Annotated in this window: 12 protein-coding genes; 4 read left to right on the plus strand and 8 right to left on the minus strand. The window is 46.9% G+C overall.

Going from position 1 to position 13,582, the window contains the following annotated elements; all coding sequences use genetic code 11:
• Positions 1 to 186: 186 nt before the first annotated feature.
• The 6 genes from ABF86_RS05200 to ABF86_RS05225 form a co-directional block, all read right to left on the minus strand.
• Complete coding sequence (locus ABF86_RS05200; protein ID WP_011630657.1) at positions 187 to 3,369, minus strand: zincin-like metallopeptidase domain-containing protein; 3,183 nt, start codon at positions 3,367 to 3,369, stop codon at positions 187 to 189.
• A gap of 2 nt (positions 3,370 to 3,371) precedes the next feature.
• A complete protein-coding gene (locus tag ABF86_RS05205) occupies positions 3,372 to 4,130 on the minus strand; it encodes a lytic transglycosylase domain-containing protein (RefSeq protein WP_011630656.1) in 759 nt (252 codons plus the stop codon).
• 68 nt (positions 4,131 to 4,198) lie between these two features.
• Complete coding sequence (locus ABF86_RS05210) at positions 4,199 to 4,759, minus strand: S26 family signal peptidase (RefSeq protein ID WP_011630655.1); 561 nt, start codon at positions 4,757 to 4,759, stop codon at positions 4,199 to 4,201.
• Complete coding sequence (locus ABF86_RS05215; protein ID WP_041353903.1) at positions 4,756 to 6,699, minus strand: type IV secretory system conjugative DNA transfer family protein; 1,944 nt, start codon at positions 6,697 to 6,699, stop codon at positions 4,756 to 4,758. Before ABF86_RS05215 ends, ABF86_RS05210 begins: the two co-directional genes overlap by 4 nt.
• A complete protein-coding gene (gene traI / locus ABF86_RS05220; RefSeq protein ID WP_011630653.1) occupies positions 6,696 to 8,744 on the minus strand; it encodes a TraI/MobA(P) family conjugative relaxase in 2,049 nt (682 codons plus the stop codon). The genes ABF86_RS05215 and traI overlap by 4 nt, the downstream gene beginning before the upstream one ends.
• Positions 8,725 to 9,120, minus strand: a complete 396-nt coding sequence (locus ABF86_RS05225) for a conjugal transfer protein TraJ (protein ID WP_011630652.1) — start codon at positions 9,118 to 9,120, stop codon at positions 8,725 to 8,727. Before ABF86_RS05225 ends, traI begins: the two co-directional genes overlap by 20 nt.
• A gap of 336 nt (positions 9,121 to 9,456) precedes the next feature.
• On the opposite strand from ABF86_RS05225, the gene ABF86_RS05230 reads away from it, so the two are divergent.
• Genes ABF86_RS05230 through ABF86_RS05240 form a run of 3 tightly spaced genes read left to right on the plus strand, consistent with a single transcriptional unit; the run spans position 9,457 to position 10,942 of the window.
• A complete protein-coding gene (locus ABF86_RS05230) occupies positions 9,457 to 9,753 on the plus strand; it encodes a TraK family protein (protein WP_074455839.1) in 297 nt (98 codons plus the stop codon).
• On the plus strand, positions 9,647 to 10,486 hold the full coding sequence (locus ABF86_RS05235; RefSeq protein WP_218117878.1) for a conjugal transfer protein TraL: 840 nt from the start codon (positions 9,647 to 9,649) through the stop codon (positions 10,484 to 10,486). Before ABF86_RS05230 ends, ABF86_RS05235 begins: the two co-directional genes overlap by 107 nt.
• 15 nt (positions 10,487 to 10,501) lie before the next feature.
• Positions 10,502 to 10,942 (plus strand): hypothetical protein, encoded by a 441-nt coding sequence (locus tag ABF86_RS05240; RefSeq protein ID WP_011630650.1) that lies wholly within the window; start codon positions 10,502 to 10,504, stop codon positions 10,940 to 10,942.
• Between the two features lie 146 nt (positions 10,943 to 11,088).
• Here the strand turns inward: ABF86_RS05240 and ABF86_RS05245 are convergent, their stop codons facing one another.
• Positions 11,089 to 12,384 carry a Y-family DNA polymerase gene (locus ABF86_RS05245; RefSeq protein ID WP_074455840.1) on the minus strand — a complete coding sequence of 432 codons (1,296 nt, stop codon included), beginning with the start codon at positions 12,382 to 12,384 and terminating at the stop codon, positions 11,089 to 11,091.
• A 6-nt stretch (positions 12,385 to 12,390) separates the two neighbouring features.
• Entirely contained in the window at positions 12,391 to 12,822 is a 432-nt protein-coding gene (umuD, locus tag ABF86_RS05250) for a translesion error-prone DNA polymerase V autoproteolytic subunit (RefSeq protein ID WP_074455841.1), read from the minus strand.
• 67 nt (positions 12,823 to 12,889) lie between these two features.
• Here umuD and ABF86_RS05255 point away from each other — a divergent pair, with 67 nt between their 5' ends.
• Positions 12,890 to 13,522 carry an SOS response-associated peptidase gene (locus ABF86_RS05255; protein WP_074455842.1) on the plus strand — a complete coding sequence of 211 codons (633 nt, stop codon included), beginning with the start codon at positions 12,890 to 12,892 and terminating at the stop codon, positions 13,520 to 13,522.
• Positions 13,523 to 13,582: the final 60 nt, after the last annotated feature.

Raw genomic sequence — 13,582 nt, forward strand, 5'->3', positions numbered from 1 at the left:
TCATGGTTTCATGGTTTCATGGTTTCATGGTTTCATGGTTTCATGGTTTCATGGTTTCATGGTTTCATGGTTTCATGGTTTCATGGTTTCATGGTTTCAATTATATTACTGAGAATATCAGCGCTTGTCATTACAAAACACAAAAAAATCTGCTCTACCAGAGTTATGGTTGGCTATAAAACATCATTAAAAACCTGCATCAATATCTCGAATTATGGATTTCACGCGCTGGGGATGACTGGATTGTTGCATTTCTTCTTTACTGTTTTTCTTCTTATCCAAAGAAGAAATGATCGTAGAAACTGCTTTTCCACGTTCTGCTGCTATGACTGCATCATCCAATGATGTTGTCGGATTATTGCGTGCTTCCATTTCTCGGGTTCTGGCCAATCCTACCAATCGCTCCGACATAATGGCTGCCTCTCGTTTTGCTAAAGCCAGCTGCTCTGTAAGCATTTTTTTGGATGCTTCAAACCCACGATTTTCTTTTATGTCATTCCAGTCGCTGCCCTTTTCATCTTCCTTAAACTGAGGGGCAGCAACGCCAGCACCGTACTTTTTGGCTGTTTCTTTGGCTTTTTCTAAACCCACATTGACGCGAGGTTTGCTATCTGGCCCCAACTCTTTTGGTGCCCTGTGGTCGTTGTCTGCTGCAATGATCATGATTCGTTCCGAGAACAGCTGCCGCATGGTTTCGGCCACTGCATTTAGGTTGCCACTATCAAACGCCACAATGACTGGCTGACTTGATAGCTTGGCCACGGTATCAGCTGTGGCATACCCTTCTGCCAACACGATCGGCGTATCTTTACTGGCTAAAAGCTCGGCTACTGTTTTGTCACCCGGGTTGGCTCCGGCAACGGTAAACAGGCCATGTTTTCGACCACCTTTCATGAACGACTTGAAGTATGGATTGACTGATTGTAACGTCCATAACTTGCCCTTTTCGTCATGGCCGGGCACCAACAAATCACCTGATTTAAAAACCCTTGCGTCGGGGTCTGCCTCGCGCAATTCTTTGGCTTCTTTTGCAGTCTTGGCAATCTTGATGCCCAAGGCTGCTGCCTGCGATGAAACTGCATCTGGCACAACACGCAAACCCATTGCGCCGGGGTTATCAATACCCTTGGCCATGCAGTACGGGTTTTGGGCCGTTGCTGCCGGTGACTCTGACCACAAGGTGGCGGCGGCTTTGGCTGTGACTTCGTATTTGGCCTGCGCTTCGCTTGTTCTACGCTGCTGCCGCTGAGCTGCTTCTGTTGCCAGTTTTACCCGTTCTTCTGGTGATGCCTTCTCAATGTTGCCTTCAGCCTTCCAGTTGACGCGCTCACCTGTCTTATAGTTTTGGATGTAACCGCCCGGCATACGGCCTTCCATGTGGCCGGCATACGCGCCGCTCAATTCGCCGGCTTGGTCGCCCGCCACCGGCACCCGATGAATCTTTCCATCCATGACGGGCAGCCCGTCCACGATCAGGCCAGCGCCCTTCAACGCATCTGCGAATTGGTCTTCGGCGCTCTTGGTCGTCGGTATCTGCACCCGTGCGCTGTCGGTCTTCCATTGCTCCATTTTCGACAAGTCGGCTCCGGCCGGCGCAAACCATGCCTTGTTTTCCTTGTCCCATTGCAGCTTGAAGCCAGCCGCCTGCGCGGACGCTTTGGCTTGCTCTTTCTCGGCGTAAGGAACAGCCAGGTAAGTGCGGTCGGGCATGGGATTTTCCGGCGGATGGTGACGAACAGACGAGGCCGGTGCTGCATCGGCATCACCGCCAGGAATCACGAACGGCCCCACTCTCGCGCCCGGCTTTGCTTTCGCTTCGATTTCTGCAATCAAGGCGTCCTGCGTTTCCTTCGGTACGCCTTCTTTGTCCCAAATCGCTCGCAACTTCACTTCAGGGTCGTCGGCCTTCGGCTCGGGCATGACTTCCGGCCGGTCACCGTTCGACAGGGAGCGCAGCATCAGGGCGGTTTCGGTCGGCGTGGCGTCACCCAGCAAGACCCGTTCACCGCCGGTGCCGGTGCCGGTGCCGGTGCGAATGTCGAAACCGATTTTCAACCAATGCTTGTTTTCCTCGGCGATCATGTCTTCTGCGGTCGCGCCGTTTCTCTTCATTTCCTCACGGGTTTTGTTCATGGCATAGGCATTGGCGTAGTAGTCCAGCGCATCCTTGGCATCCGCTCCGATGTCATCGTCGCGCTGCGCGGTGTCGCGCAACAGGTCGCGGAAGCGCAAGCCGATTTCTATGTCAGCGACCGGCACCATGTCGATGTTGCTTGACTGCTGGATGGCGCGCAGCTCGCCACGATTGGCCTGATCGCGCAACTCGTTTGGATCGTCGGGCAGCTTCAAGGTGATGTAACTGCCCTCGCTGGTGGACTCAAACTGCAACGTACGATTGATGCCGTCGCCATCGGTGATGAACGCCAGCACGGTGTCTTCCTGTTGCTGTGCATCGCCCCTGCCCTGCTCTTGCTCCTTCATCTGCTCTTGCTCCTGCTCAAAGGTCATGACAAATCCGGTGATTTTTTCCGCATCGGACGCAGCTCGAAAAATCTCTTTGGGGTCTTCTTTAAGCGCCTTAATCCACGATCCAACATAAGCAACGTGCTGGCCGGGGTCATGGCCAATGTCCATGCGTTCCCCAAGCATCAATGAGGCAATTTCGGCGCGCAATTCTTCCTTGGCGTACCCTTCCGATCCGAATGGATGGGATAGGTCACGATCAAGGCGGCTTGAGTGCCCCGTCCAGTGCCCCAGCTCATGCAATGCGGTTGCATAGTAGGCATCAGCCGTTGGGAACTGGTGACGCGCTGGCAATGTGATGCTGTCTGTACTTGTCCGGTAAAAAGCACGGTCGCCCTCTATGTGCTGAATGTTGGCACCAGAATTTAAAAGCACAGCTTCGGCGCGAGCGTGGCGCTCTGGTTCTGGCTCAGCCTGTTTGGGCTGCAATGGTGGAAGGCCGTCAATCTGTTCAGCGTTGAAAACAACAGCGTGAAATAGTCGCGGTCTTTCAAGCTCAACCGTCATTATTTTTGGCTTGCCTTCTTCATCACGGATTGGGTGGCCTTGTTCATCCTTGGCCTGTCTTTCCTCTCTGAATTTCCAATACGTGATTTTGGTGCCCTTAGAGCCTTTGCGCACCTGTGCGCCCGCGTCTGAGGCTTGGTTGTAGGTCATCCAACGCGGGTCACTGTGGCCCTGTATTGCCAGCCACATGCTATTTATGCCGCGATACTCTTTGCCGGTTTGGGCGTTATAGGGTAGTGTCAGTTCGCCAGGCTTCCAAGGTTTTTGCCAAGGTGCCGTGCCCTGCTCTAACTGCTCAATAATTTTTGCGGCGACTTCCTCCGCATACTCTTTTTTCATGATTAGTTTCCTCCGCGATTGACGCTCTGCCCGGCAACAACAATTCCGGTGCTTTCAGGGTCAACCACAAGGTCTGCGTTAGCTGCCCACGCTTCTTGTTCCGTTAATGCCGTTTCTTCAAAAGCACCGTTTTCCTCTGCTGCATCGGCGGTGTATTCAACCTGCACACCAGGGATTTCCGCATCGTCTGCCGACTGGCTGATAACCGGTATCACCGTTTCTTTGCTGTCATTCATTGCTATCTCCTTTCGAGGTTTAAGGATCACGGCAGTATCCGCCGTGTAAGGGTTAATCGCTGGCACTCGTTCCAGCTCGACGGGGACACTAATGCCATATTTGGCAACGTAGCCATTGCTAAACCCGTTGATGAAATTGCCTGTGTTGTAGGCAGACAAAGCAGCCCACAAGGCTGCTTGCTCATTGTCATGTTTTGGCTTTGCTCTCGCGTAAAACTCGGACAAAACGCGAGCACCCGCTGCAATGTTTTTACAGGGTTCAAACATATCCTTGATGCTGTACCCAAGCCGTACAACATTTTTACTATTCACCTGCATCAACCCAAGATCAACTGAATAACCTTTTTGAATATACGATTCAGCTAAGTTCACTGCTTCTTCTACGTTGATCGGCTCTCGATCCAGCTTACCTTTATTGACGTGGATTGCTAAAGGATTACCACTGCTTTCCACTCTAATAATCTGTTCAATGGTTTCCGGTGCAAAAGCTGGCGCGCACGACAATATCAAATCAATTCCAATCATGACTTAATGACTTAATGACTTAATGACTTAATGACTTAATGACGCCATGAAATCATAACACGATGGTGTCATGCTTGCTCACGAGTTAAAAGCATCTCGGCTGGATCGCCTATTACCAATATTGGAACAGCTTTCCCTCGAATATTGGATACATCAACCGGGCCAAAGTATCTGCTATCAAAACTGCCTGAACTGTAAGTAGAGAACAGCCAGATTTCATTCTCTTTGGTGAGATAAGTACCATCAGGCCATGCCTGAATCGTTGGCATAGACCGGGTATTAGGTAAGAACCTGCCATTTATTGAAACTGGCAACCCTTTCCGAATTGTCACAATGTCACCCTTACCAACTGCAATGGGCTTAAGTAAGGTAATAACATTCGTTGGACAATTGCCTGTAGCGAGATAACCCTTATCCACCATAACCCTGATGATTGATAAGTCCGGTGGACATACTTCTACAAAATCGCCCTTCTGATAGGTTACAGCCTCTTGCACTCTCCACAAACCAACCGGTGCAGAAGCAGTGGTATTTAACCGAAAACCCAAGGAGTGAAAAACTGCCGTTACAGAGAAGAGACACGACGTAAAGGTAAGCGCAGCAATACCAATTAGCTTTGGCCGGATCATATCGACAGCCTGAAACCTTCTTTCTTTGGCGGAAAGTTACCAGTAATACGTTGAGAATTCTTTACCGTATCTGTGTATTTAGGCGGCTCAATTTCTGAACGTTTTCTGAAAACAGGATCACGGAAGTACAGAATCTGGCGTCCACGAATTACAGGGTAGCCCGCTACAAATACCAGCATTTCCCCAGGCTCGACAATGTTATCCTTACTATCCTTCTTGGGGCCAGGTAACTGCATGATTTCATCCGTTGTCATTAACGGTCTTTGAACCTCCTGGAAACTGCGGGAAACCTGCTCAAGTACCATCCCGAAGCGCTTCCCGGATTCATTGACTTGTTCCTTAATGACGGTTGCCTGTCCAGCCATTTTGCTCATCCATTCCGCTGTTTCCACTTTATTTGGTGCATAAGCAACACGCACATGACAATTGGAAATGATACTTTCAAAATTGGTATACGCTTTATAGAGTTGTTGCACGTCTTGCGTAATGATGTAGGCTTTCATTCCATAACCGGCAATGAAAGCAAGAGCGCTTTCAAATATCTCCAATCGACCCAGTGTTGGAAATTCATCTAGCATTAATAGCAACCGGTGCTTGTGTGATGTTTTAGAACGCCCGTTATCAAATTCCATGCGGTCAGCCAGGCTACTGACAATCAGTGTTAAAAGCAGCCTGGCCAATGGCCGCATACGATCCGCATTGCGCGGCGTAGTTATGAAATACAATGATACGGGCCGGTCGTGATCCATCAGATCGGATATACTGAAATCGCTGCGCGATGTATTTTCACCAACGATTGGATCACGATATAAAGATAACGCTGTGTTGGCAGTTGAAATAATACTTCCGAGTTCTCGCGCGGGTGTATCCAGCATTCTTCGCCCCACGCCGGCTATTACCAGTTTCGCCTCTCTATCAATCTGATCTTTTACCGGAAAATCGACATCCCTCATTTCGGCAAACAAACTGTTTAAAGCCTTTGGGTCGCCATCCGCATCTTCGGCAAGATTATCTTGCGTATCGGGTGCTGCAAAATCACCCACGCCGGTTAGCATCAAGGCACAATCAGACAAACTAGGAAATCTGCCGACACCATCACTCTTGTACAGGGAATGGAGAATTAAACCAGTCAGTAATTCGTAAGCAGCAGAACGAAAATGGTTACCTTCAATCCCTTTTCCATCGCTATCTACAACCATATAAGCGATATTTTGAGTATCACTTACCTGAAAACGGGTTTTGTACCTGATTTCGTTTAATGGATTCCAACCGCAACTTTCTCCGGGTTGGGCCGGGTCAAAACGCAAAATTACATTCCCCGCTTCTTCCCGCCTCCACCCTGCTGTGATTGCATAATTCTCTCCCTTTCTATCCAGTACGAAAACGCTATGCGGCCAGCTTAATAAGGTCGGGATAACCAGCCCAACGCCTTTACCCGATCGGGTCGGTGCAATGGCACAAATATGTTCTGGTCCGTCATGCCTAAGGTAATAGGTCTTTTCCCCATTGGGATCATCAAATGCACCACAGTAAACACCCTGTCCACGTTTACCTGGTTTGGATATTAAGCCTGTTTCCTGAATTTCCTCGATGCTGGCAAAGTGCGCTGTCCCATGAACATCGGTGTGCTTGCGTGAGCTGCGTGACTTGACACCCACAACGATGACAAATGCAACCATACCAATCAGTACACCGACAGAAAAAATGATAAATGCGTAGTTATAAGTATCGGGAGCGCCTTGATAGAACGTGAACAGCCATTTCCACCAATCAAAGGGGTTATAAATATTTGCATAAACAGGTGTGCCAAGTGCCAGGTGATAACCCAGCCGATAGGCCACAAACTGCGTACACAGGCTATTTATCGCTACCAGGTAAATGGCGAGCCAAATTACCCCATACCCTCGCGCGCGCATAATTGAAGTATTTTGATTGTTCAAATCTCAATCTCTTTTGATTTACCAATAAATCTTCCCTGCCTGTCGATAAAAACAGATCTTCCTATCTTCCATCTGCTTGCTTTTGCCACCACTCTTGAGCTGCAGGGCTTGACCAGCATGTCATTCCCTTTTTTCAATAAAAGCACCTCACTACCATCCATCATTTTTCGGCGTCCCTGATAAATTGCTTTGCCCGCATCAGTAACCATCCACAGCCGGTGATACTCCAAAGAATGCTGCCTGTCTTTCAACACATTCCTTTTTTGTATCCACTCAATGACTGCTCCTGAGACCTGATCCTGGTTTCCAGTTAGAACCCCATCTTTGTCTTCGGGCACCTTTGGGTAATCAGGTTTGTTCAAAACTGCCACCTGATTAACTGGTATCTTGTTGATCGTTGCCACTCGTTCAAATGCTGTAACTCTCTGCTGCCGATGCTGTTCCATAACTGGATCAACAAAAGTAATATTCAGCCGATGAATAGCTGCAAGCTCCGATACCTTTTCACAGAAATCTTTTGTACCTTCCACTATTAAAGCGCGCCCTCCGAATTTTTCTACAGCCAAAGTAAGCGCAAACAATGTAGTGACTGTCGATACCTTTCCAGTCTGGATATGATCCTTTCTATCCATGACCGTGCCTCCATCAGCAGTACGGTAAGAGACTGTGCCATCCTTTCGGACAGCAGGATTGAATGCCTTGAGTAAAATCGATTTTGTCAGATTAAAATCGCCCGCCGCTCTCAGTAAATCTCCCCGGAATCGCCTCTCTCTATTTTCTCTACTTCGTAATACTTCCAGTGCATCCCTATCCCCGGCCATCGCCTTTTGCATCAGCCAGTCAGACCAGCTCGGCATAACCGCATTTGATAAGACTTGCTTGCGTTTGCGTTGATTGGATGCCTGGTGATTCTTTCTGGCCAAAACAGCCTGTCTCCTGATATCCGCTCCCATCATTTTCCGGATCACTCCTTTATTACCCAGTTTTAACATTACCTGTTGATGGTTTTTCCAATGACGTAACTGCAACAAATACGCAGCGCTATCCGTTCTTATTTTCTCCAGTTCTTTCTTTCTGGTTAATAAACAAAGCTGTTTCTCCCGTTGGTACTGAGAAAAAAGATTGGCACTGGAGGGATGATGATGCACTGGTCGCGATACATACCCCGGTTTCTGTTTCCATTGTCCTTTTGGTACTTCGTATGGCCCAAACCTGTCAGTCATATTTTTCATTGAAAAATCACGCTGGCACTGACTGGCTCTAACCCATAAATTACTCCTGACATCCCCAATAATCAGCCCCGTTCCACGTGGCTTCATCAGTAACCCATACTCGAACAAAGCTGCGTGTACGCTTTGCCAGTCTTTGGCTTCAGATAGTTTCCTGCCAGCGTTTTTTGTAATGTATGTAGCTAGCGTCTCTATCCCGCTTTGATCCTCGATGCTCTTAATCCTGCTGGTTACTCCTGATCCTCTTCCTACTTCTTTGCCTTTAATTCCGTGATTTGTACGCTCCAGTCCATATTTGATCTCTAATTGTTCGCACGCCTGCATCAATCTTTTCTGGTCATAGTAGGGTTCTATATTTTGCAAACCGATAGGATGAACCTTGTTGATCGCAACATGGACATGCAAATGATCAGTGTCGATATGCACGGCAGAAACACGCTGATGATCGGCATAGCCAATTGATTCGCAAAGTGCATCCTCTATCTCGTGCAGCACGTTAAGTGATGGATGCTCACCTGGCGGAAAAGAAAAAACCAAATGATAGGTTTTTTCCTTGCCTGATCTTGTATTACGCGCTTGTGTTGCCAGGATCAGGCAGGTGGCATCTGCCGGATCATCCGTATGACAATTGGTTACACGTACACCACTAACCTTTTCTCCTTTCTCGTTAGGATCGGCATGAAGATCAAGTACATAATCCGCTGTGCGCTCCCAGTTTCTCGGATCAATTCCTCCCTTGGCATTAACGATATATCTTGTCAAACGGGCAACATTGGATGCCGTCCTTTGCCTGGATTCAATCCGTTTTGCGATCATGCAATGCCTTGTGCATCAGGTCGCGCATGATCTTTTGCAGCTCCCTGAAATCATCCATCATGTTTTCCACAGTCATCGGCAAGGCTCCTTGACCGCGTTTTTCCGCTAACCATAGCTTTAACAATCCGGCTACCCGTCCAAGATCGCCATTCACTTTTACCAGATCTGTCACCGCTTCCAGATCAAGCACAGATCTGACAGGAGTATTAAGACCCAAGGCGCGAAGATAGGCCGATTCTTTCATCCCTGAATTAGATGCAGCTTCACCAATCGCCGCTTTTTCTTCTGGTGTTACCCATACTTTGATGTGAACCCCCCGTGGACGACCACCGTGGGGTTTTTTTAGATTTCTATCGTTTTCCTCTGCTGCTTTCATAGCCTCCTCAGTTCTGTTTCTGGCGCGGCAGCGACTGTCGGCCTCGCAGAGCAAGATTAACGTTGAGCCAAAGGCGAATAAGTGAAGGTAATGTTAGCCAAAATGCGTAGCATGTAGGACTACATTACACATCTTGCCTGCTTATTATTTGGTATTATATGCAATAAATTAATGCGAAATAGATTTTTATTTGTGAATTGCATTAAATCTCATACAATATCTTAAGATTGCAAATAATCTTATTTAATATCAAAAAGCATCTATCATTTGCTGATAGTTGCTTAACAAAGGAGGGCTATAGATTAGAATCTTTTGGGGCACCAAAAAGGAGAAAAAATGGCATCAAAAAGGAGAAAAGGTGAAGGTCGTGTCGCTTTCCTCGCCAACCTAAATAAATTTAGAGAACTGCTCGACGCAGGATATACGCAACGCACGATATATGAAGATCACATAGAAATACTCGAAATTAGCTACGCACAGTTCAATCGTTATGTAGGTAAATATTTAAGAATTAAGGAACGCTCTAATGAACAGCAAAACAAAACAACAACCGAAAACGGAAATCCCAGAAAAAAAGGAATCCCCTTCTACCATGATCCAAACGCCGCAAACTCAAGGGACGACCTCATCTGACAAGACAAAAGAGACGAAACAAGTGCATCTCACCTTGCAGGGAAAGGGGGGTGTGGGAAAATCATTTATATCTGCTCTATTAGTGCAGCACCTCCGAAACAAAAATCAACCTGTTCTCGCTATAGATACTGATCCAGTAAATGCAACATTAGCCGGATACAAGGCATTTAACGCCAAACGACTGGAACTGATAGAAGGAGGCAGTTTGATTGAAAGAAATTTTGACAAACTGGTTGAGCAAGTGATAGCTGAGGATACTAATTTTGTAGTCGATAACGGCGCTGCATCATTTATACCTCTGTCCTACTACATCGCAGAAAATGATGCTATCAACGTGATAGTAGAACATGGGAAAAACGTAACCATTCACACCGTTATAACTGGCGGACAGGCAATGAAAGACACGCTGGTTGGCTTTGCATCTCTGGTTGATCAAATACCCGGAACTGTCGATCTAGTTGTTTGGTTAAATGAGTTTTTCGGGGATATTGTTGCTGATGGAAAAACTTTCGAGGAAATGAACGTCTATCAAAGTAATAAACAACGGGTGAAAGGGATCATAAGAATTCCTCGCCAGACAAGCAGCACGTTTGGAGAAGATGTTAAACAAATGATGGATAGAAAACTAACGTTTGATGAAGTAGCACAATCGCCAGAATTTGGACTAATGGCAAAATCACGACTGGCAAAAGTTAGAAAAACAATCTTTGATCAACTGGCAATTGTCCTCTAAAGCGAAATCTCCGCTATGATTGATTTTGAGGAAATCAGAAAGCAGATCGCCATCAAACACAACGTTCTCCTTGATAAGGATGATCCCATTTTGGTCACCATTACCATTAATGAGATCGTGCTGAGCCGCTACCTTGACTTGGTAACAGAACGATATAGTGATGCAAGTCGGGACTTAACAATAGCCCTCCTTCACCAGCAAGAAGAATCAAAAAGAATCGCCGAAAAAATTATTACAGAAGCTTCTGATTATGTTTCCAATCAAGTTCGTCAGTCTGTCGAAGAATCAATATTAGAAGCGAGCAAAAATCTCAAACAGCAATCACTAGGCAATAATATAGCCAGCAGCAACTACTATGCACAAAAGGCAGAGAAGAAGGCAACTTTGGCTACTATCATGGCTGTCGTATCAACAGTTGTTGCTGTCGTAGCTCTAGTTGTTGTAGCACTCAATTAACATGGTTGCATGGTTGCATGGTTGCATGGTTGCATGGTTGCATGGTTGCATGGTTGCATGGTTGCATGGTTGCATGGTTGCATGGTTGCATGGTTGCACAGTATCAATACACCTGTAATACAAACAATTGCTTCTTAAATATTTGTTCAGGTTAAGGCGGTTGGAATTTCTCCAAGAGTCGTTGTATAAGAAGGGGTACGTCGCTGCTGGTTCATCGTCCATACCTTTTTTTCGCTGCCCACTCCAGCACTGCCATAAATGATTGTTCCTCTGCCGAAGCGGTCATTGATCTCATCAATAGCGTGCATTAACCGCTCGTCGCTATCAAGTACTGTCTCACCAAAATCCAGCTCTGCCTGTCTGGTTTGAGCGTTGACCAGATCCATTAAAATAATGCCCGCTTTGGTGAGATCGAATCCTGGTTTATAGATCTTCTTGAGGCCATGTAAAGCAGCATTTAGCAAACTTTTGGTATCGGATACTGGACGAACCAACGGCACGGTGATTGATCGGGCATATTGCGGTCCTGAGCGGTGTTTGCTGGTATGAATAAATACCAGAATGGTTGAAGTCTTGCTTTGTTGCTTGCGCAGCTTCTCGGCTGCCCGTGAAGTGAACTCCGTAACGGCTTCTATCAAGGAAGCAAGATTGTGCACTGGCTGGCCAAATGTGCGGGTATGGGCAATTTCTTTTTTTGGGGATGGTATTTCTTCCAGAGCAATACAGCCTTGGCCATGCAGTTCACGCCAGGTACGCTCCAGCGTAACGCTGAACCGCTTTCTGATCGTTGCCGGGTTGCATTGCATGAAATCTTTTACGGTATTGATTTTGGCTTGTTTGAGTTGTTGGCTGATTTGCCCGCCGATTCCCCATACTTCCCCCACGTCTGTCATCTCAAATAGGAACTGGCGTTGACGTTCGTTTAATTCAGCCAGATTGCAAACTTGTGCCAGCCGGGTAGGGTAGCTGCCTGGCTTTCTGTCTGCGTCCTTGGCAATATGATTGGCGAGTTTAGCCAATGTTTTGGTGTGGCCGATACCAATACAGGTTGGTATTCCAGTCCACTGCAAAATTTTGGCGCGAATCTCACGTGCCCTGTATGTCACATTGGAGATCCCCTGTAATCCAATAAAACACTCGTCAATCGAATAAATTTCCTGTTTGTCGCCCAGTTCGGAAGCCAGGCGCATCATGCGCAGGCTCATGTCTCCGTAAAGTGGGAAATTGGGTGAAAGAGAAACCAGCCCTGCTGATTGTTCCAGATGCTTGATCTGAAACCACGGTTGCCCCATTTTGATACCCAGCGCCTTGGCTTCTTCACTGCGGGCAATAGCGCATCCATCGTTATTAGACAGTACAACCAAGGGGGCTTTTTGCAGACGAGGCTGAAAAATTCGTTCACACGAGCAGTAAAAGTTATTGCCGTCGATCAGCGCAAACATGATGTTTCAGAATTGTTTAATGCAGGAAGTGACCACTCCCCAGACTTCCAGTATTTGCCCGTCCTTGAAAACAATATCTTTATAGTCCGGATTAGCTGGTTGCAACCTGGTTTCTCCATCCAGGAGATATAGGCGTTTGCAGGTAAATTCTCCATCCACACAGGCGATCACGATCTTGCCATGCTCAGGTTTTACAGCTTTATCTACCACCACAATGTCACCGTCATCAATTCCAGCCATTGTCATGGAGTGGCCTTTTATTCGCATCAAGAACGTTGCTTCCGGATGCTTGATCAGCTCATTAGACAGATCAATGCGTTTGAGCAAAAAATCATCTGCCGGACTTGGGAAGCCAGCACGCACTCCAGAATAAAGCGGAATATAAACAGGTTCACCGACCTGTACAGGAACAGGTTGGCTATATTTCAGTACCAACATAGGCAAGTTCGTTTTCTGGCGAATTAAACTGTTCTTTATTCTAATTCTTTTTACTGAAAGGTCGACCATGTGCAGTCACTATGAATCTGTACGAGATCCTAAAAGACTGTTGCACTACTTTGGCACACAGCTTCCGTTAGATATTCGCTTTGACGTATGGCCAACGTACACCAGTACCTTCATCATACATCCGGGTGAATCCGAATCAGGAGACAAATCTGTTCCTGATTTTCAGGCATTAACTGGCCAATTCGGTTTAATTCCACACTGGGCTAAAGATACAACATTCGGTCGTAGAACATTTAACGCCCGCTCAGAGACAGTTGCCGAGAAACCCAGCTTCATGGATGCGTGGCGCAATAAACAACGTTGCATTATTCCTGCTGAAGCAATTTATGAACCGAATTGGCGTAGAGGAAAATCCATTCCTACTCGCATCACCAGAAAGGATGGAGAACCGATGGGAATAGCAGGGCTATGGTCTACCTGGGGAAAAGAGAGACTATATTCCTTTACCATGCTGACTATTAACGCTGATGATCACCCTTTAATGAACCAGTTTCACAAACCAGGTACTGAAAAAAGAATGATAGTGATTCTGCCAAAAGCTTCCTATAGAGATTGGTTGACTCCATTAAACCATGACGCCATGACGCATTTACGTCAATATCCAGCCGACAAGTTAATCACCCAGCCATAACTTTCTGGTGTACATCTTTCCTTGAATTCAGTACCGGGTATAGGTGCTGAATCCACTACT

This window comes from Nitrosomonas sp. GH22, assembly GCF_009833115.1.
Classification (GTDB): Bacteria; Pseudomonadota; Gammaproteobacteria; order Burkholderiales; family Nitrosomonadaceae; genus Nitrosomonas; species Nitrosomonas eutropha.